Origin of the sequence: Rhodococcus sp. RS1C4 (assembly GCF_002258225.1) — a bacterium.
GTDB classification, from domain to species: Bacteria; Actinomycetota; Actinomycetes; order Mycobacteriales; family Mycobacteriaceae; genus Rhodococcoides; species Rhodococcoides fascians_E.
In genome coordinates, this window is sequence record NZ_NOXZ01000027.1 from 18,165 (window position 1) to 37,941 (window position 19,777).

Consider the following 19,777-nt stretch of genomic DNA (forward strand, 5'->3'; position numbering starts at 1 on the left):
AAGCGACACGAACAGAAGTGAGCCAGAAGGCCTCGGTGACACCGAAGTTCTCGTGGTTTCTCCCGACGGGCGGTGACGACGAACGTCTGGGTGGTGCGTCGCACGGAGTCGGCATCGGGGCCACCGGAGTCGTCGTTGCGGACACCGGCCACCGGGAGGCGTCGCTCGACTACCTCACGCAGGTCGCGCAGACCGTCGATCGGCTGGGTTTTCACGCGGTTCTGACGCCGACGGGTGCGCATTGCGAGGACGCGTGGCTGGTGACGTCGGCGCTCATTTCGGCGACGAAGAATCTGAAGTTCCTGGTGGCTTTTCGTCCCGGTGCCGTGGCGCCCGTTCTGTCCGCGCAGATGGTGAGTACGTTCCAACGATTGTCGGCCGGACGCGCGTTGTTGAATGTCGTCGTCGGTGGAGACGACGCCGAGCAGCGAGCGTACGGCGACACGCTGGACAAGCAGTCGCGGTACCGTCGAGCGCAGGAGTTCCTCCAGATCGCGCGAGCCGTGGGCGACGGCGAGGCAGTCTCGGTGCACAGTGAGTTCTACGAGGTGGACCGGCCTGCAGGTGGATTCGGCGGGTACGCATCTACTCCGCTGCCCGAGGTGTACCTGGGCGGGTCCTCGCCGGAGGCGATCGACGTCGCAGCCTCCGAGGCGGACGTGTTTCTCACCTGGGGAGAACCGCCCGCGCAGGTCGCGGACAAGCTCGCCGCGGTCAAGGCCGCCGCGAGGGAGAAGGGGCGGAGCATTCGCGGCGGGATTCGCCTGCACGTGGTGACGAGGGAAACCAGTGAGGAGGCGTGGCAGGTCGCGGAGAATCTGATCTCGGGTGTCGACGACGAACTCGTTGCGCGGCGCCAGAAAGCGTTGCGCAGTATCGGGTCCGAAGGGCAGCGTCGAATGCTGGATCTGCACGGTGGGGATCGAACGAAGCTTGTGGTCGGACCCAATCTGTGGGCCGGATTCGGGCTCGTTCGCGGCGGAGCGGGCACGGCCCTCGTCGGGAGCCACGACGAGGTGGCCGAGCGAATCCGCGAGTACGTCGACGTCGGGATCGAGGAGTTCATCTTCTCCGGCTATCCGCACCTCGAGGAGGCCGAGCACTTCGGGGAAGTACTGCGCAAGAACTTCACCTAGTTTGTCGGTAGGAAACCGACCCAATTGGCGCAGCCCGACCGCGTCGTCGTAGACTCGTCGGCGAAACACCATCCAGAGCGACCGAGAGACCTGGCTCTACGACGTCGCAGCAACCCCCCGCGGGGTGAAACACGCGGGTGAGGGTGCTACCGCCGGGACCGATGGAGGAACGATGACCACCACGCAGCTCAGCGAGGGCTTCGTCACGGCCTGGGGCCGTATTCACGTGGATCTGTGCCGGTTGACCGGTTCGATCTGTCGCGGCTGAGTTCTCACTCGGTCTGCTGTTCTCTCCATCCCTCTCCGCCTGACTCGGCGCGCCTGCGTGCGCGTCGACGGCGTCCTATCAAGATCCGGAGTATCTCGGTGTCTTCACGTTCCGTTTTTGCAGGTGTCAGCGCTGTCGCTGCCCTGAGTGTCGTGCTCACAGCCTGCGGAGGTGGCGGGGCAACCACCTCGGCCGATGCCGGAGAGCCCACTGCCGGCGGCACTCTGCGCTACGGATTGTCGGGTGCTCCCACCTGCTCGGACCCCGCTCAGTCCGGGACCAACCAGACCATCTACGTCGTCAGGCAAGTCGTCGACTCGCTGACGGATCAGGATCCGGAGACGGGGGACATCACTCCGTGGCTCGCGGAGAGCTGGGAGGTGGCACCCGACGCGTCGTCGTTCACGTTCAAGCTGAAGGACGGTGTCACCTTCAGCGACGGCACACCGGTCGACGCGGAGGCGGTGAAGGCCAATTTCGACTCGATCGTGAACATCCTGACCACGGCCAAGTCGCCGCTCGGTGGTAGCTACCTGTCGGGTTACCAGGGCACCACCGTCGTCGACCCGCTCACTGCGCAGGTCGACTTCGACGGCCCGAACGCACAGTTCCTGCAGGCGACGTCGACGGCGCAGTTGGGCCTTCAGGCGCTGTCCACCGTCGCCAAGCCTGCCGAGGAACGGTGCGACGGCTCCAACGTCGGCAGCGGGCCGTTCACCTACGCCGATTATCAGCAGGACAAGTCGGTCACGTTGGCCAAGCGCACCGGGTACGACTGGGGCTCGGACGTGTTCGGACACGAGGGCGAGGCATACCTCGACACGATCGAGTTCACCGTCGTACCCGAGTCGGGTGTGCGTACCGGCAGCTTGTCCTCCAACCAGCTCGACGCCATCTCCGACGCGCTTCCTCAGGACGCGCCGCAGATCGAGGCCACCGGAGGGCAGATTCTGACGACGTCCAACCCAGGCACACCGTTCGGCTTCCAACCCAACGTCACTCGCGGGGTGCTGCAGGATCCCGAGGTCCGTAAGGCGCTGGTGCCGGCGATCAACCGTCAGGAACTGATCGACACCATTCTCGGACCCGACTTCAAGGTCGCGACGAGCACGCTGGCCAGCAAGACCCCCGGTTACACGGAGTTGGCGGACGTCACGTACGACCCGGAGAAGGCGAAATCGATTCTCGACGCAGCAGGCTGGGTGCCCGGTGCCGACGGAATCCGCGAGAAGGACGGCCAGAAGCTCTCGTTCAAGGTCATGTTCAGCGCGGTGTTCGCCGGTAATCAGGCGATCCTCGAACTGACGCAGCAGCAGCTGCGCGACGTCGGAGTGGATCTGCAGCTCGAGCTCGTTTCCAATTCCGAGGCCACGGCGCGTCAGGGGACGAAGGACTACGACTCGACGTACTACAACAGCACCCGCGCCGACGGCGACATCCTGCGTACGTCCTTCGCCGTGGACGGGCGAAACCTCAACGCCCGCGGACCGATTCCCGACCTCGACGCCTCGCTCGACGAGGAGTTGGCCACCACCGACACCGCTGCCAGGAACGAGATCATCGCTACCGCGCAGCAGCAGGTTCTCGACAACGGACTGTGGATTCCGACGATCGAACTGTCGCAGGCCATCGGTGCCGGACCGAACGTGCAGGACCTGAAGTTCGAGGCGTCGGCCCGGCTGCAGTTCTTCGACACCTGGCTGAGCGGACAATAACCATGATTCGTTATCTCGCACTGCGCGTCGTGCAGGCCGTCCTCGTTCTCTGGGCGGCGTTCACGATCTCGTTCATCGTGCTGTTCCTTCTGCCGTCCGACCCCGTCAGCATCGCCGCCGACTCGGCAGGGTCCGGTACGCCCGTCGACGCGGCGGCCATCGCCGAGTTGCAGGCGCGATACGGGCTGGATCAGCCGGTGTGGGTGCAGTACTGGAACTCTCTGAGCGGTGCAGTGCGAGGTGACTTCGGGTTCTCCATCGCCACCGGTCAGAAGGTCACGACGGCCATCCTCGACGCACTGCCGAGCACCCTGGCGTTGGCGACGACCGCGCTGGTGCTGTCGTTGATCTTCGGCGGGTCGGTTGCCTTCCTGGCCACCTACACGCGTGTCCAGTGGCTGCGCACGCTTCTGTTCTCCATCCCGCCGCTGGGCGTTGCTGTGCCGACCTTCTGGGTCGGGCTGCTTCTGCTGCAGGTGTTCTCGTTCCAACTCAGGATCTTCCCCGCGTTCGGTGACCAGGGAGCGTCGTCGCTCGTGCTGCCTGCGATCACGCTCGCGTTGCCGACGGGTGCCGTGATCGCTCAGGTTCTCGCCACGTCGATGACCACGACGTGGAAGCAACCGTTCGTCGAATCTGCGCGCGCCAAGGGAGTGTCACGTCTGCGAGTACAGACCAAGCACGTCGTGCGGCTGTCCTCGATTCCGGCCTTCACCATCGCCGGCGTACTCGTCGGCAACCTGCTCGCCGGATCGGTCGTCGTGGAGACGGTCTTCTCCAGGGCCGGTGTCGGCAGGTTGACTCAGACGTCCGTTCTGGCGCAGGACATTCCCGTGGTGCAGGGCATCGTCGTTCTGACATCGCTGGTGTTCGTTCTGGTCAACCTGCTGGTCGACCTGTTCTATCCGTTGATAGACCCTCGGATCGTGTCCGAGTACAAGCAGTCCGCTCCCGCGAAGGAGAAGGCACATGTCTGACATCCTGACCCGCGTCGAGACGGTCGCCACCGCTGAACCTGTCGTCCCGAAGCCGAACCCTGTTCGTCGTAGGCCGCGTGTGCGGTCACTGGTGAAGAACATCTGGCTGGCGCTGTCGGTCGTCGTCCTGGTTCTCGCCGTCGGCTTCGCATTGTTTCCCTCGCTCTTCGCCAGTGGGGACCCTCTGAAGGGAACGCCTGCGGACAAATTGCAAGGACCGAGCGCGGCGCACTGGTTCGGAACCGACAACATCGGACGTGACCTCTACACCCGCGTCGTCCACGGTGCCGGATTGTCGCTCACCGCAACGTTGTTCGCGGTCGCGATTGCACTCGTGGCCGGATCGCTGATCGGTCTGCTCGCAGGCGCCGTCGGCGGCGTCGTCGACGCGATCCTGATGCGCATCGTCGACGTGCTGCTGTCGATTCCCGCACTTCTGCTCTCGCTGGCGCTGGTCACGGCGCTCGGGTTCGGTACACGCAACGTCGCCATCGCTGTCGGTGTCTCCCTCGTCGCGAACTTCGCGCGCGTCATGCGCTCCGAAGTGCTCCGGGTGCGGCAGTCGCTGTACGTCGAAGCCGCCTACGCCTCCGGCGTCCGGTGGTACGACGTGTTCCGGCGCCACATCCTCCGCAACTCCTACGGACCGGTCATCGCCCTTGCCGCAGTGGAATTCGGCCAGGCGGTGCTGGCGGTGTCCGCCCTCAGTTTCCTCGGATTCGGCGCTGTCCCACCGACACCCGAGTGGGGATCGTTGATCTCCGAGGGCCGGAGTTTCCTGGCCACCGCATGGTGGATGACCACTCTGCCCGGCCTGGTGATCGTGGCCGTCGTCCTGTCGGCCCACCGCGTCGGCCACGCAATCGAGGGAGGCACACGATGAGCCCCATTCTGGAAGTCGAGAACCTCCAGGTGGACTACGGCAACGGTGCCGCGGTCCGAGGAGTGTCGCTGACGGTCGAGCGCGGCGAAGTGGTGGCGGTGGTGGGTGAGTCCGGATCGGGCAAATCGACGACGGCACACGCGATCATCGGTCTGCTTCCCGGCGCGGGTCGCATCACGTCCGGCGAAGTCCGCTTCGACGGCAAGCGGATCGACGATGCCTCCGAGAAGGTGCTGGACCGCCTGCGCGGGGCTCACATCGGTCTGGTTCCCCAGGACCCGACGACGTCGCTCAACCCGGTCATCCGAGTCGGTGAGCAGGTGGCCGAGGTGCTCCGCGTGCACGGGCTGGCCACCAAGCGGTCGGCGAAGCTCGAAGCGATCAGGATCCTCACCGAGGCCGGGATCGACAACCCCGAGGTGCGGGCCCAGCAGTACCCGCAGGATCTCTCGGGCGGTCAGCGTCAACGCGTTCTCATCGGCATCGCACTGGCATGTACGCCCGAGCTCGTGATCGCCGACGAGCCCACGTCCGCGCTCGACGTCACCGTGCAGCGCCGCATCCTCGACCACCTGGACGCCCGTATCGCCGAGACGGGGACGGCCGTTCTGCTCATCACGCACGACCTCGGGGTCGCTGCCGACCGCGCCGACCGGCTCGTCGTCATGAGCAAGGGCGACATCGTCGAGACCGGGCCTACCTCCGAAGTTCTCGCGAATCCGAAGCACGAGTACACGAGGTCGCTGCTGGCCGCCGCACCCAGCCTGGGGACGGTACTGCGGCCGGCCAGGCCGTCGACGACACCGATTCTGACGGCCACCGAGGTGTCCAAGACGTTCCGAATCGGACGGCAGGAGTGGAGCCTGCGGAACGACCCGAAAGGCGGTGTGCACCTCGATGCGGTGAAGGCTGCGTCGTTGACGGTCGAACGTGGGCGGACACTGTCGCTCGTGGGGGAGTCCGGATCCGGCAAGTCGACGTTGGCGCGCATCACCATCGGGTTGGAGAAGCCGACGTCCGGGCGCGTCGAGTTCGACGGGACCGAGGTGACGGGCTTGCGTGGCTCGCGGCTTCGTGATCTTCGCCGACGCGTTCAGATCGTGTACCAGAACCCCTACGCCTCGCTCAACCCGAAACTGACCGTCGAGCAGATCATCGAGGAACCACTCGACGCGTTCAAGGTCGGGACGAGTGCCGAGCGTTCGGCGCGGACCGCGGAGCTGTTGGATCGAGTCGCGTTGCCTGCCGACTACTCCCGGCGCAAACCCGCGGAACTGTCCGGCGGGCAACGCCAGCGCGTTGCGATCGCGCGAGCGCTGGCACTCAGGCCGGACCTGGTGGTTCTGGACGAACCGGTGTCCGCACTCGACGTGTCGGTGCAGGCGCAGATTCTGGACCTTCTCGACGAGTTGCAGACCGGACTGGACCTGAGCTACCTGTTCATCTCGCACGACCTCGCCGTCGTGCGGCAGATCAGCGACACCGTCGCGGTGATGCAATCCGGGACGATCGTCGAATACGGGCCGACGGCACGGATATTCGATTCGCCTCAGCGTGAGTACACCCGCGAGTTGCTGGCGGCTATTCCCGGCAACTCGCGCCCGAGAAGTCACGACAAGGAGACCGCAGGTGCCCGATAAGTTCTTGATCGCCGTCGAACTGCGCGGAGCCGGAATTCACCCGCATGCCTGGCGACGGGAGGATTCTCGCGCCGAGGAACTGTTCACCGCGCAGTACTGGACCGATCACATCGAGGCGGCCGACCGCGCAGGGATCGACATCGCGTTCCTCCCCGACGCCTTCGCGCTTCAGAGCGGTGACGGCGTCGAACTGGGCAGGATCGAGGCGGCGGCGATCGCCGCACGGGCTGCCGCGGGCACCCGCTCGATCGGCCTCGTCCCGACGGTGACCGTCACGCACACCGAGCCGTTCCACGTGTCGAAGCAGATCGCGAGCATCGACTACGCATCGTCGGGTCGCGCAGGCTGGGAAGTCGCTGTCTCGCAGGACGCCGACGAAGCGACGCTGTTCGGGCGCAAGGGCCCGCAGACCGTCGACGAACTCTGGAATGAGGCCGACGACGCCGCCGAGGTCGTCACCCGGTTGTGGGACAGCTGGGAGGACGACGCGGAGATTCGCGACGCGTCCACCGGACGCTTCATCGACCGAGACAAACTGCACTACATCGACTTCGAGGGCGACTACTTCTCGGTGAAGGGCCCGTCCATCACGCCGCGCCCGCCGCAGGGGCAGCCGATCGTCGTCGTCCGGGCCGAGGACGACCCGTCCACGGCCGTTGCCGCCAAGCGCGCGGACATCGCGCGAATCTCCGCGCCGACGATCGACGACGCAGCCGTCGTGGCCGCGCGGGTGCGTCGTGCCGTCGTGGCCGAGGGACGTGACCCTGCCGAGGTTCACGTGGTGCTCGATCTCGAAGTGCACGTCTCGGATACCGCGGCGGCCGACGTCGATCAGCTGAACAGCTGGTCGCCGTACGTGCCGGACTCGGTGAGCTTCCGGGGGAACGCCGCGGAACTGCAGGAGTTGCTCGACGGCCTCGCCGCATCCGGCGTCGTCGACGGCGTGACCTTGCGACCGTTGGCGCTCGCCCAGTCGGTCGAGGCCATCACGACCGATGTCGTACCCGGCTTGGCCTGGCACGATGGTGCAACGCCCCGTCTGCGCCCCGGTCCGCTGCTGCGCAGCAGGCTCGGCCTTGCACGACCGGAGAACCGATACGCAGTACGCCGTCAGGCAGCACAGGGAGCGTCGAAATGAGCGCGATCAAGAAGCAAATCCATCTGGGAGCGCACTTCCCGGGTGTCAACAACACGACGGTGTGGCAGGACCCGGAATCGAAGAGCCAGATCGAGTTCGACTCGTTCGTCCACCTCGCGGAGACCGCGGAGCGCGGGTTGTTCGACTTCTTCTTCCTGGCCGAAGGGTTGCGGCTGCGCGAGCACCGAGGCCGTATCCACGACCTGGACGTCGTCGGTCGTCCCGACACGTTGATCGTGCTCAACGCGTTGGCCTCCGTCACCACGCATCTCGGGCTGGCCGGCACCATCAACACGACGTTCAACGAGCCGTTCGAGCTGGCGAAGCAGTTCGCGACGCTCGATCACCTGTCCGGTGGCCGCGCGGCGTGGAACATGGTGACCTCGTCGGATGCGTTCACCGGCGAGAACTTCCGCCGCGGTGGATATCTGGACCGAGCGGATCGGTACGTCCGTGCTCGCGAGATCATCGACACGGCCCGAGAGCTCTGGGACAGCTGGTCACCCGACGCGCTCGTCGTCGATCGAGAGAACGGGGTGTTCGCACGTCGCGAGCACATCGCACAGGTCCGCCACACCGGACCGCAGTTCGACATCGATGCGGCGTTCACGGTGCCACGTAGCCCGCAGGGTCACCCGGTGCTTCTGCAGGCGGGCGATTCCGACGAGGGACGCGAGTTCGGTGCCGCGAAGGCCGACGCCATCTTCACCGTCCACGGCACGCTCGAGGCGGGGCAGGCGTTCTACTCCGACGTCAAGGGCAGGCTGGCGAAGTACGGCCGGGAGCGTGACGATCTGAAGGTCCTTCCCGCCGCGACGTTCGTCCTCGGCGACACCGCCGAGGACGCGGAGGAGCGAGCCGACGCCATCCGTCACCAGCAGGTCGGGCCGCAGACAGCGATTTCGTTCCTGGAGCAGGTGTGGGGGCGTGACCTGTCGGAATACGATCCCGACGGTCCTCTTCCCGACGAAGACCCGACGGACGACGTCAACATCACCCGAGGCCGGGTCCGCCACGCCGATCCGGTGCAGGTTGCGCGCGACTGGCGTGAGCGGGCCGAGTCGAAGGGTCTGAGCATCCGCGAACTGATCATCGAGGTCACCACGCGTCAGCAGTTCGTCGGCACGCCTGCACAGGTGGCCGAGGAGATCGACAGTTACGTACAGAACGACGCGAGCGACGGGTTCATCCTCGTCTCGCACATCACCCCGGCGGGGCTGGACGAGTTCGTGGACAAGGTGGTTCCGATTCTGCAGGACCGCGGCAGCTTCCGTACCGAATACTCCGGTACGACGCTGCGCAGCCACCTCTTCGGATCCGATTCCGCCGCGCTGAACCATCCGGACACCGAGCGAGAAGGAGTGCGAGCATCATGACCGCCACCGTGAACGAGACGTTCGAAGCATCGTGGAACCAGTGGCACAGCGAGCGTGAGAGTTACTACAGCGACCCACTCGGATGGGTGTCGCTCACCGGGCTGTACTGGCTGACGGACGAATTCGAGACCGTCGGAGATCTTCCCGGCCGCTGGCGCGCCGACGAGGATGTCGTTCATGTCGACGGATTGTCGGTCACCACGCTCGAACCGGTCGAGGGCGCACCGGGCATTCTGGTCGAGGACGGTGACCGACGCATCGAGGTCATCCGTCGTACCGGTTCGGTGGCGCTGCGAGTGCACGACCCCGCATCACCCCACCTTCAGGAATTCTCCGGAATTCCGACCTACGATCCCGACGAGAAGTGGAGTGTCACTGGCACGTTCACGCCGTATCCCGAGGCGAAGATCGTCACCACCGGTGCCGTCGTCGAGGGACTGGAGCACCACCACGCCGCGGTCGGTGTCATCGACTTCGAACTGGGCGGAGACAAGCAGCAGTTCGTAGCTTTCGGCGGCAAGGACGGTGGGCTGCGGGTGATGTTCACCGATGCGACGTCGGGTGTGACGACGTACCCGGCCGCGAGGACGCTCGTCGTGACCGATCCGACCGACAGCGGCGAGGTGATCCTGGACTTCAACCGTGCGTCGAACCTGCCGTGCTCGTTCACCGATTACGCGACGTGCCCCGTGGCGCCGGCGGAGAACAAGCTCGCCGTTGCGGTCGAGGCGGGCGAGAAGAATCCGCGTCCGTTCGGCAGCGCGTCGTGAGTAGGGTTCCGCTGTCGGTACTGGATCTGTCGCCGATCAGCGAAGGTTCCACCGCCGCCGAGGCATTGCGCAACACTCTCGACCTGGCGCGTCAGGCAGAGGAATGGGGGTACGAGCGCTACTGGGTCGCCGAGCATCACTTCGTCGCGGCCGCCAGTTCGTCCCCGGCCGTGCTCGTCGGGTTGATCGCGGCCGCCACCAACAGGATTCGCGTCGGGTCGGCGGCCGTACAGATCGGTCATCACACGGCTGCGTCGGTCGTGGAATCGTTCGGCACCGTCGACGCCGTGTATCCCGGTCGTATCGACCTGGGTATCGGACGATCGGGTCAGCGCAGGCAGGAAGCGCTGGCGGGTAAGGACGTTCCGGAGCCCGAGCACGAGGAACGGGTCGTCGACGGCATTCTGTTCCCGAAGCCGTTCCGTTCCGGCAAGCTCGTTCTCTCCGAGCGGGTGCTCGCATCGGGTGAGGTGCTGCAGCAACCACATGCAGTCGCCCCGGATTTCGACACCCAACTGCAGGACGTCCTCGACTTCCTCGGCGGACGATTCTCCACGTCCGGTGGTGTGGAACTGACGGCCACACCCGGACTCGGTGCGCAGGTCGAAGTCTGGCTCTTCGGTAGCAGCGGTGGCCAGAGCGCACAGGTCGCCGGAGCACGAGGATTGCCCTTCGTCGCCAACTACCATGTCAGTCCCGGTACGACGCTCGACGCCGTCGAGGCCTACCGTGCGGCGTTCGTGCCCTCGGACACCGTGAAGGAGCCGTACGTCGTCGTGTCGGCGGACGTCGTCGTAGCGGACACGGATGCGGACGCGCAGTACTTGGCCTCGTCGTTCGGCCAGTGGGTCCACAGCATCCGTAGTGGGCACGGTGCAATTGCGTACCCGGATCCCAAGACGGCGGCGCCGCTGACCCCGGAGCAGGCGGAGTTGGTGTCGGACCGAGTCGCCACTCAGTTCGTCGGCTCCGCCGTCACGGTGGCGGAGAAGCTCGACGGTCTGCAACGAGCCACGGGAGCCAACGAACTCGTCGTGACCACCGCGACGCACGGACACGGAGACCGGCTGCGGTCCTTCGAACTGCTCGGGAAGGAATGGGGACTGCCACGGCTGCGCGTGTAGGTTCGCTGCGATCGTCGTACGCTGTGCTGCCGACAGCGTCGAAGCTGTTGATGATCAACAACTTCGGTATCAGTCTCGGTTTCTACATGGTGCTGCCGTTTCTGGCGACCTATCTGCGAGGTGACCTGGGTTTCAGCGTCGCCTTCGTCGGGATCGTGCTGGGACTGAGGACGTTCAGTCAGCAAGGTCTGTTCCTCGTCGGAGGTACCCTGGCGGACCGATGGGGACCGCGAGCGACGATCATCACCGGATGTGCCCTCAGGAGCGTGGCATTCGGGCTCTACGCGACCACCGACAGTGCGGTCGGAGTTGTGACGGCGACGGTGGCGATCGGCGTTGCTGGTGCAATATTCAGCCCGGCGGTCCGTACCTACCTGATGCGTGAGTCGGACACCGATCGTGCCGAAGTGTTCTCGGTGTACAACGTGTTCGGCAACGCCGGTGCCTTGGTGGGCCCGCTGCTGGGTGCCGCTCTGTTGAGTGTGGACTTTCGGTTGATCGCCGCGATCGCCGCCGCGGTGTTCGCGGTGTTGACCGCTGCGCAATTGATTGCGTTGCCGCGTCAGCCACGGATCGAGCACCATGACAGCGTCGTCGGCAGCTGGGGACTGGTATTGCGCAACAGGCGGTTTCTGATCTTCACGCTCGGAGGGTGCGCGTATTTCGCGCTGTTCAACCAGCTGTATCTGGCATTGCCGATCGAAGCCGAACGCGTGACGGGCAACCCGCAGTCGGTCAGCGTTGTGTTCGTGGTGTCCACGGTGCTCGGGATCGGGTTGCAGATGCCCGTCACGGCCGTGGCACGACGGCTGCTGCGACCGGGCAGCGCGGCGGGTCTCGGCGTGGGACTGATGGGTGCCGCGTTCGTCCCGCTCGCGGTCAGTGCGCCGATTCTCGACACGGCTGCTGAGTCGAGGCCGATCGCAGGATGGCTCACCCTGTTGTGGCCGGTGATTCTCACGACGGCGGTGTTCAGCATCGGAATCGCGTTGGCGAATCCCTACATCATGGAACTGCTGGGAGTGGTGGGCGAAGATCGGCTGTCCGGTACCTACTACGGATGGTTCTACCTGGTGTCGGCCGTGGCATCGCTCGTTGTCGGTTCCGTCGTTGGCCGAGCCCTCGACATCACAGAACCAAGCTGGCGTGCACTGCCTTTCGTGGTTCTGGCCGCGGTGGGAGCCGTCGGAAGTGCGATAGTGGCAGAGATGACGCGGCGTAATCTGCTGCAGGAACAATCCGTGACAGCGAGGAGTTGAAAAGTTCCATGACACGAGTAGCGGTAGCAACGGCATTCGGTGGACCCGAGGTGGTGCGCATCGTCGACGAGGCCTTGGCCGCCCCGGCGGCCGGCCAGGTCTCGATCGAGGTCAAGGCCATCGGCGTGAACCCGATCGACTACAAGCTCTACAGCGGAGCGTTCGGCTCGGACCCCTCCACTCTCCCACTTCATCTCGGAAGTGAGGCCAGCGGTGTCGTTGTCGCCGTTGGCAATTCGACCAGTGGTCCGGGCGGGCAGATCTCCGTCGGCGACGAGGTCATCGTCTCCGGGGCGAAGGGAGCGTACGCGGAGAAGCTGCTGGTTCCGGCAGATGCTGTGCTTCCCAAGCCTGCGTCGCTCGGCTGGGAGGCCGCAGCAGGACTGCTCGTCGTTGCCGGGACGTCGTACGACGCCCTCGAGGTCACGAAGGTCGCCGAGGGCGACACGGTGCTGGTACACGGCGCAGCGGGAGGTGTCGGGTCGATCGTCGTTCAGCAAGCGAAAGCGCGCGGGGCGCGGGTCATCGGTACCGCTCGGCCCGTCAACCACGACGCACTGCGTGAACTGGGCGCCGAGCCCGTCGAGTACGGTGACGGATTGCTGGAGCGGGTGCAGGAACTCGCTCCCGACGGAATCGATGTCGCGATCGACACGGTCGGTACCGACGAGGCCGTGGACGTCTCGCTTGCTCTCGTCTCGGACAAGGATCGCATCGTCACGATCGCCGCATTCGACCGCGCGGCCGAGGAAGGGTTCCCCTCCGTGGGCGGTGGCAACCCGGAGAGTGCGAAGCGCCGCAAGGCAGCCCGACTCGACCTGGTGAACTCGGCCGGTGCAGGCGATTTCATCGTGACAGTCGCCAAGACGTTTCCTCTCGCGGAGGCGGCCACGGCACACGAGGAATTGAAAGCCGAACACCCGCGCGGGAAGTTCGTGTTGATCCCGTAACTCGTGTGCCAGGTGTGGAATCAATCTCGATCGCCGATGGTTCGTCGAACGGTGAGCAACAGATACTGGGCGCTGCTGGCGTCGGCCATCGTGTCGGAAGTAGCGGCATCGCTGTCGTTGAAAGCTGCGCTGAACACACCCGCCTGGTACAGCGTCGTGGTGGCAGGGTACGGCGCATCGTTCGTACTGCTGTCGCTGATCCTGCGGATGGGCTCGCCCATCGGGAAGACCTACGGGATCTGGGCGGCGTCGGGAATCGCGTTGACCGCCGTACTGGGTACCGCGGTGTTCGGTGAACCGCTGACGCCGACGATGCTGGCCGGCATCGTGCTGGTCATCGGGGGAGTGGTGTTGGTGGAATTCGGCGCGGACAGGGCGCACGCCTGATGTGGTTGTTACTTGCCGGAGCAATCGTCACCGAAGTCATGGCCACGCTGTCCTTGCGAGCATCCGAGGGAGGACGCAAGAAGTGGTGGCTCGTCCCCGTCGTCGCAGGCTACGGAGCCGCGTTCACTCTGCTGGCCCTGACACTGTCGGCCGGGATGGCTGTCGGTGTCGCCTACGGCGTGTGGGCAGCGAGCGGCGTGGCCTTGACGGCCATCGCCGGCCGCTACCTGTTCCGAGAACCGTTGACCTGGGTCATGGGCGCAGGTATCGCCCTGATCATCGGCGGCGTTCTGCTGATCGAGATCGGTGCGTAGCGCTACACGGGTACCGCTGTGAACCGGTTGGCCGGACGCGGAAGACCGTAGTGCTCGCGCAATGTGGTCCCGGTGTACTCGCTGCGGAACAGCCCACGGGCCCGCAGAATGGGCACCACTTCGTCGACGAAGATCTCGAGTCCCGACGGCAACGCAGGCGGCATGATGTTGAAGCCGTCGGCTGCACCGCCGAGGAACCATTCTTCGATGGCGTCGGCGACTTGCTCGGGCGTGCCGGTGAACGTGTGGTGTCCGCGGCCGCCGCCGAGTCTGCCGATGAGTTCGCGCACGGTCAGCGACTCCCGTCGCGCAAGCTCGACGATCAGCGTGTAGCGACTCTTGGCTTCCTCGATGTCGTCTTCCGCCAGCAGATTCTCCGGTAGCTGCTCGTCGAGCGACAGCGCCGACGGATCCACCTTCAATGTCTTCGCGAGCTGCAGCAGTGCGTATTCCGGAACGATGAGGCGGTCCAGCTCGGCGTCGAGTGCACGAGCCTCGGCCTCGGTGGAACCGATCACCGGAACGATGCCGGGCAGAATCTTGATGTGGTCCGGGTCACGGCCGACGGCGACGGTGCGCGCTTTGAGGTCCGAGTAGAACGCCCTCGCGTCCTCGATGGTCTGCTGCGCGGTGAACACGGCCTCGGCGTACTTCGACGCGAGGACCTTGCCGTCGTCGGACGAACCCGCCTGAACCAGAAGCGGATACCCCTGTACCGGACGCGGAACGTTCAACGGGCCGCGCACGGTGAAGTAGTCACCTCGATGGTCGACGGTGCGAACCCGGTCGTTGTCACCCCACACTCCGGAATCCTTGTCCGCGAGGACGGCGTCGTCGTCGCAACTGTCCCAGAGTTTCTGGGCGACGTCGACGAACTCGGCCGCTCGGGCATACCGATCGCCGTGCGCAGGTAACGCGTCGAGATTGAAGTTCTGGGCCGCATCGAGCCCCGCTGTGGTGACGATGTTCCATCCCGCGCGGCCACCGGAGATGTGATCGAGCGACGCGAACGCTCGGGCCAGGTTGTACGGCTCGTTGTAGCTCGTCGTCGCTGTGGCTACGAGGCCGATTCGCTCGGTGACCGTCGACACCGCGGTCAGGATCTGAAGAGGTTCGAGATATCCCGACGGCCGACGACCGACGTCGGCGACGAGCTGGGGGCTGTCGGCGAAGAAGATCGAATCGAACTTCCCCCGTTCCGCGATCTGCGCGAGCCGCTGGTAATGCTTGATGTCGACACCGGCGAGCGGGTCGGACTGAGGTAGACGCCAGGACGACTCGTGATGCCCGGTCGTCATCAGAAAAGCGTTGAAGTGCAATTGCCTTGTCATGCCGTCACTTTCTCGAAAGCGCCGAGCGCGGTCAGCAGATCTTCACGCTGAGCGGCGAACTTCGGATCACTGTGTGTACGGGGCGTGTCGAGTTCGACTGTCCGATCGGAGACGATGCGACCGTCCTGAAGGACGAGTACACGATCTGCGAGCAGAAGAGCCTCGTCGACGTCGTGGGTGATGAACAGAACTGCAGGCGTGTGCTTGGCGCACAACTCGCGCAACAGAGCGTGCATGCGGATTCGAGTGAGTGCATCGAGGGCACCGAACGGCTCGTCCGCCAACAGGAGTTCGGGCTCACGCACCAACGAACGCGCCAGTGCAACGCGCTGCTGCTCGCCACCGGAAAGCTCCTTGGGCCAGGCCTTCTCGCGGCCGGCCAAGCCGACCTCGGCCAACGCCGCTTGGCCTCGCTCCGCTGCATCGCGGCCGGGAAGACCGAGGATCACGTTGTCCAGCACTCGGGACCACGGAAGCAGGCGTGAATCCTGGAACACCACGGACCGATTCGCCGGCACCTGGAGTTCACCCGAACCGAGTACGTCGTAGTCCAACTCCGCCAGCGCACGCAGCAACGTGCTCTTGCCGGACCCACTGCGTCCCAGCAGCGCCACGAACTCACCCCGTGCGATATCGAGATCGATGGCATCGAGCACCACCCGATCACCGAACCCCCGGCTCAACGACCTCGCACTCACCACCCGACCGGCCTGATCCCCGCCCGTTCCTACCCGCCCAGTGTCTGGCGCCATGACAATGCTTTCCTTTCCACTCGCCTGACCAGGAAGTCGCCTACGAGTCCGAAGATGGCGTAGACGACCAGGCCGACGACGATGATGTCGATCTGTCCGTACGTTCGCGCCTGGGTCATCAGGTAACCGATGCCGCTGGTGGCGTTGACCTGCTCGACGACGACGAGGGCGAGCCACGAAATGGTCACGGCCATGCGAAGTCCGGTGAAGAAGCCGGGCAACGCGCCCGGGAGGGCGATTCGCCGGACGAACTGCCACCTGGACAGACCGACCGTCTCGGCGAGCTCGACGTAACGATTGTCGACACTGCGCAACTGTGCATGGGTGTTGATGTAGACCGGGATCAGCACGCTGGTGGTGATGACGATGATCTTCATCGACTCGCCGATGCCGAACCACACGATGAACAGAGGAATGAGCGCAAGCGTCGGGATCGCTCGTTTGATCTGGACCGGGCCGTCGATGATCGATTCTCCGAGCCTCGACAGACCCGACACGAGTGCGAGTACGACACCGATCGCCACACCGAGAACGAGCGAGATCACTGCCCGCTGCAGCGACGTGAGCAGGTTGCTCTGGAGTCGACCGTCGTCGATCAGGTCTCGCGCGGCCTCGACGATGGTCAGCGGTGCGGGCAGGGTCTGAGGATCGAGTATCCCTGCCGCCGAGGAGGCTATCCATGCCACGACCAGGATGAGCGGACCGATCGCGAGACCGTACGGAATGGCCTTACCAGGCCCCAGCCTGCGACGCGCGATCTTCCGGGGTCGTAGAACCGTCGACGACGCCGTGTTCTTCGATGTACCCGTGTTCTTCGAGGTACTGGTGGTCCTGGATTTTCTCTTGTCTCCTACCGGGGTTGCGATTGCCATCAGCTCTCACTCCTGGTGAACGATCCGCCGACTTCTTCGACGGTGCGGGCGCCGACGTCGCCGAACCGGAGGTCGAATCCGTCCGAGGCCTGAACGGACTTGGGTAGCTCACCGGCGTCGTCGATGACATCGATGGTCGACTGCTGCTGCTCCACGAGACTGTCCAACTTGGGAAATGCGTACGCGCCGAGCGAGTCGACGATGCGCCGGCCGTCCTCGGGCGTCAACCCCTGCCCCTCGACGTAGTACTTCTGCAGCCACTCGTCGGGATGCTCGTTGGCCCACTGGACGGCACGCGTGAAGCTGGCGATGTATGCCTGCAGCGCAGCGGCTTTGGCGGGATCCTGAATGGCCTCACGACGGGCGTAGAGGTAGGACAGGCCCGTGGACGTGCCCCCGGACTCCGACGTGTCGATCAGTGTGGTCCCCGGATTGTTCAGAAAACGAGTCAGGTTCGGCTCGTTCAACGGAGCGACGTCCACCTGTCCGGTTCTGATGGCGTCGGGAAACTCCGAGAGTTGCAGACGGACCAGTTCGACGTCGTCGGTGCTCAGATCGGCCTTGGCGAGTGCGCGCAACACGATGGCCTGCTGCGCGGTGCCCTCGGCGTAGGCGATCTTCTTGCCCTTCAGATCGGCCAGTGTCGTGATGTCCCGATCCGCAGCTACGGCCAACCGAGTGTTGTTCGGCTCGGATTGAGTGGCGTGGATGATCGGGACGTCCTGGCCGGCGATGAGCGCTTGGATCGGTGGGGTGTCGCCCACTCTCGCAGTATCGGCTGCGCCTGCCCGGAACGCTTCGAGAATGGCCGGGCCACCGACGAAGTTCGCGAACTCGTACTCGAACGGCAGCTTGTCCAGCTCACCCGAGGCGCGGAGGACGGATTGCTGGAACTCGGACTGGTCGGCGATGACAAGCGTGGTGCCGGCCGGGATCTCGGTCGGAAGTGCCGCATCCGACGCAAGTGCGTTCTCCGGAGTGTCGCTGCCGGCGCAGCCGGCGGCCATTCCGACCGCGAGGACAAGTGAGGTGAGGGCAATTGCTGTCCGCCGCGTCGATCTTCGGCTTGCCAGGAATGTTCGCATCCGCACAGCCAACATCGGCAGCGAAGCGCCGACAACAGTTTACGTTTCCGTGAATATAAGTATGTGCAGGTCGGTCCGAGCGCCCCGACTTCTCAGTCGTCGACTTTCCAGCCGTCGAATTTTTTAGCCTTCGACGGCCACCGGATACGGAAGCGACGGGACCGAATCGAGGAGCTCGACGGTGTAGCTGTGCTGTGGGTCCTCGAAAATCTGCTCGGCTCTGCCTCGTTCGACGATCGCCCCGTCCTTCATGACCGACACGGTGTCGCTGACATGGCTGATCACACCCAGGTCGTGGGAGATGAAGATCATCGACACACCGGTTCGTGCCCGGAGGTCGAGCAACAGATCGAGTACCTGGGCCTGGATGGACACGTCGAGTGCCGAGACCGGCTCGTCGCAGATCAGGATGTCCGGCTCGGTTGCCAGTGCCCGGGCGATCGCCACGCGCTGACGCTGGCCACCGGACAGCCGGCGCGGTGTGCGAGCGAGGTGATCAGGGTCCAGGCCCACCTGGTGGAGCAGTTCGATCGTCCGAGCCTTGCGCGCGTCGGCATCGAGTGTTCCGGTCTCGACCAGTGCACGATCGATTACGTTGGCGACCGTGAATCTGGGGTCGAACGAGCTCAGTGGATCCTGCCAGATCGGTTGTATCCGCGACCGGTGCGCACGCCTGCCTCGTTCTCCCGGGCCGCTGGGTGAGTTCCAGTTCAGGCTCGGCCCACCGGGTGGGGTCAGACGCACCGTCCCGGTATCCGGTTCGACGAGTCCGAGGGCTGTCGACGCGAGAGTGGACTTCCCCGAACCGGATTCGCCGACGAGACCGTGGATCTCACCCTGACGGAGCGTGAGCGAGACCGAATCGACCGCCCGGTGCCGTGAGCCGTCACGCCGATCGAAGGACTTGCTCACCGCGTCGACGACGAGCACAGGATCGCCTGAGTGGGCGGACGGGACAGCGATCGGTGTCCGGCCCACTAGAGTCGTTCCTCGTGTCGCTCCGCTCGGGGCTGCGCTCAACAGGGCTCGTGTGTACTCGTGCTGCGGATCCCGCAGAATATCCTGGGCTGCACCCTGTTCGACTATCCGACCGTCCTTCATCACTGCTATTCGATCGGCGAGTGCGGCGACGACGGCCAGATCGTGGCTGATGAGCAGCAGACCGGTGCCGTCGTCTCGGAGGTCACCGAGCAGAGCGAGAATGCGTGCCTGAACCGTGACGTCGAGCGCCGTGGTCGGCTCGTCCGCGATCAACAGTGAGGGGCCTGCAGCGAGACCCGATGCGATCAAAGCACGTTGACGAAGGCCGCCGGACAACTCGTGCGAGATCTGCGTGGCTCTGACCTCGGGGTCGTCGATGCCGACCGAGCGGAGCAAGTCCACGGCAGCACGTGAACGCGCGTGACGCGGGACGGTGTTGTGTATCGCCATGGGCTCGGCGACCTCGCGGCCGATGGTACGCAGCGGATCCAGCGACACCAGAGCGTCCTGTAACACCAGTCCGACCGTCGTGCCACGCACTTGCCGGAACTGCTTCTCGCCGAACGACGATGCGTCGACGCCGTCGATGTGGAACCGCGACATGCGCACGTCCGCCCGTCGCCCGGCCAGGCCGATGACGGCACGTGCTGTGACGGACTTGCCCGAACCCGATTCGCCGACGAGGGCGAGGCACTCGCCGGAGGAGACGTGCAGTGACACGTCCTGCACGGCGCGCACCGGCGCCGATCGTCGACCGGCCGCCGGGAAGGACACGGACAGGTTCTCGATGTCCACCAAGCGTTGTCGTACCGGCATGGG

At 65.2% G+C, this 19,777-nt stretch carries 19 protein-coding genes and 1 riboswitch; of the genes, 14 read left to right on the forward strand and 5 right to left on the reverse strand.

All coding sequences use genetic code 11. The features are described from left to right. The first annotated feature begins 35 nt into the window (after nucleotides 1-35). From CH289_RS13310 to CH289_RS13370, 14 genes are all read left to right on the forward strand, one after another. Nucleotides 36-1,136 carry an LLM class flavin-dependent oxidoreductase gene (locus CH289_RS13310; RefSeq protein WP_218828460.1) on the forward strand — a complete coding sequence of 367 codons (1,101 nt, stop codon included), beginning with the start codon at nucleotides 36-38 and terminating at the stop codon, nucleotides 1,134-1,136. 65 nt (nucleotides 1,137-1,201) lie between these two features. After that, nucleotides 1,202-1,304: riboswitch (SAM riboswitch) on the forward strand. A 4-nt stretch (nucleotides 1,305-1,308) separates the two neighbouring features. Then, complete coding sequence (locus CH289_RS29020) at nucleotides 1,309-1,404, forward strand: putative leader peptide (RefSeq protein ID WP_329955143.1); 96 nt, start codon at nucleotides 1,309-1,311, stop codon at nucleotides 1,402-1,404. Between the two features lie 98 nt (nucleotides 1,405-1,502). Then, entirely contained in the window at nucleotides 1,503-3,119 is a 1,617-nt protein-coding gene (locus tag CH289_RS13315; RefSeq protein WP_094728034.1) for an ABC transporter substrate-binding protein, read from the forward strand. Between the two features lie 2 nt (nucleotides 3,120-3,121). After that, nucleotides 3,122-4,096 carry an ABC transporter permease gene (locus CH289_RS13320; RefSeq protein WP_037112284.1) on the forward strand — a complete coding sequence of 325 codons (975 nt, stop codon included), beginning with the start codon at nucleotides 3,122-3,124 and terminating at the stop codon, nucleotides 4,094-4,096. Further along, entirely contained in the window at nucleotides 4,089-4,979 is an 891-nt protein-coding gene (locus tag CH289_RS13325; protein ID WP_094728035.1) for an ABC transporter permease, read from the forward strand. The genes CH289_RS13320 and CH289_RS13325 overlap by 8 nt, the downstream gene beginning before the upstream one ends. Continuing rightward, nucleotides 4,976-6,619 (forward strand): dipeptide ABC transporter ATP-binding protein, encoded by a 1,644-nt coding sequence (locus CH289_RS13330; RefSeq protein WP_094728036.1) that lies wholly within the window; start codon nucleotides 4,976-4,978, stop codon nucleotides 6,617-6,619. Before CH289_RS13325 ends, CH289_RS13330 begins: the two co-directional genes overlap by 4 nt. Next, the gene (locus tag CH289_RS13335) at nucleotides 6,609-7,757 is read left to right on the forward strand and encodes an LLM class flavin-dependent oxidoreductase (protein WP_019663216.1); all 1,149 of its coding nucleotides are present in this window, start codon (nucleotides 6,609-6,611) and stop codon (nucleotides 7,755-7,757) included. Before CH289_RS13330 ends, CH289_RS13335 begins: the two co-directional genes overlap by 11 nt. Further along, nucleotides 7,754-9,133: an NtaA/DmoA family FMN-dependent monooxygenase gene (locus tag CH289_RS13340; protein ID WP_094728037.1), complete on the forward strand. Its 1,380-nt coding sequence runs from the start codon at nucleotides 7,754-7,756 to the stop codon at nucleotides 9,131-9,133. Before CH289_RS13335 ends, CH289_RS13340 begins: the two co-directional genes overlap by 4 nt. Continuing rightward, entirely contained in the window at nucleotides 9,130-9,903 is a 774-nt protein-coding gene (locus CH289_RS13345) for a DUF1684 domain-containing protein (RefSeq protein ID WP_037163927.1), read from the forward strand. The genes CH289_RS13340 and CH289_RS13345 overlap by 4 nt, the downstream gene beginning before the upstream one ends. Continuing rightward, nucleotides 9,900-11,027 carry an LLM class flavin-dependent oxidoreductase gene (locus tag CH289_RS13350; RefSeq protein ID WP_037182931.1) on the forward strand — a complete coding sequence of 376 codons (1,128 nt, stop codon included), beginning with the start codon at nucleotides 9,900-9,902 and terminating at the stop codon, nucleotides 11,025-11,027. The genes CH289_RS13345 and CH289_RS13350 overlap by 4 nt, the downstream gene beginning before the upstream one ends. A 23-nt stretch (nucleotides 11,028-11,050) precedes the next feature. Beyond that, nucleotides 11,051-12,286: an MFS transporter gene (locus tag CH289_RS13355; protein ID WP_170949298.1), complete on the forward strand. Its 1,236-nt coding sequence runs from the start codon at nucleotides 11,051-11,053 to the stop codon at nucleotides 12,284-12,286. 8 nt (nucleotides 12,287-12,294) lie between these two features. After that, nucleotides 12,295-13,236 carry an NADP-dependent oxidoreductase gene (locus CH289_RS13360; protein ID WP_026347449.1) on the forward strand — a complete coding sequence of 314 codons (942 nt, stop codon included), beginning with the start codon at nucleotides 12,295-12,297 and terminating at the stop codon, nucleotides 13,234-13,236. 36 nt (nucleotides 13,237-13,272) lie between these two features. Continuing rightward, the gene (locus CH289_RS13365) at nucleotides 13,273-13,623 is read left to right on the forward strand and encodes a DMT family transporter (protein ID WP_094728038.1); all 351 of its coding nucleotides are present in this window, start codon (nucleotides 13,273-13,275) and stop codon (nucleotides 13,621-13,623) included. Beyond that, entirely contained in the window at nucleotides 13,623-13,937 is a 315-nt protein-coding gene (locus tag CH289_RS13370) for a DMT family transporter (protein WP_019663223.1), read from the forward strand. Before CH289_RS13365 ends, CH289_RS13370 begins: the two co-directional genes overlap by 1 nt. Before the next feature lie 2 nt (nucleotides 13,938-13,939). On the opposite strand, the gene CH289_RS13375 is transcribed toward CH289_RS13370, so the two are convergent. From CH289_RS13375 to CH289_RS13395, 5 genes are all read right to left on the reverse strand, one after another. Further along, the gene (locus tag CH289_RS13375; RefSeq protein WP_094728039.1) at nucleotides 13,940-15,268 is read right to left on the reverse strand and encodes an LLM class flavin-dependent oxidoreductase; all 1,329 of its coding nucleotides are present in this window, start codon (nucleotides 15,266-15,268) and stop codon (nucleotides 13,940-13,942) included. Then, nucleotides 15,265-16,020, reverse strand: a complete 756-nt coding sequence (locus tag CH289_RS13380) for an ABC transporter ATP-binding protein (protein ID WP_230621063.1) — start codon at nucleotides 16,018-16,020, stop codon at nucleotides 15,265-15,267. The genes CH289_RS13375 and CH289_RS13380 overlap by 4 nt, the downstream gene beginning before the upstream one ends. Continuing rightward, complete coding sequence (locus tag CH289_RS13385) at nucleotides 15,996-16,892, reverse strand: ABC transporter permease (protein WP_019663226.1); 897 nt, start codon at nucleotides 16,890-16,892, stop codon at nucleotides 15,996-15,998. The genes CH289_RS13380 and CH289_RS13385 overlap by 25 nt, the downstream gene beginning before the upstream one ends. After that, nucleotides 16,892-17,899 carry an ABC transporter substrate-binding protein gene (locus CH289_RS13390; RefSeq protein ID WP_020110833.1) on the reverse strand — a complete coding sequence of 336 codons (1,008 nt, stop codon included), beginning with the start codon at nucleotides 17,897-17,899 and terminating at the stop codon, nucleotides 16,892-16,894. Before CH289_RS13390 ends, CH289_RS13385 begins: the two co-directional genes overlap by 1 nt. Before the next feature lie 201 nt (nucleotides 17,900-18,100). Beyond that, the gene (locus CH289_RS13395; RefSeq protein ID WP_256977196.1) at nucleotides 18,101-19,774 is read right to left on the reverse strand and encodes an ABC transporter ATP-binding protein; all 1,674 of its coding nucleotides are present in this window, start codon (nucleotides 19,772-19,774) and stop codon (nucleotides 18,101-18,103) included. Between the last annotated feature and the right edge of the window lie 3 nt (nucleotides 19,775-19,777).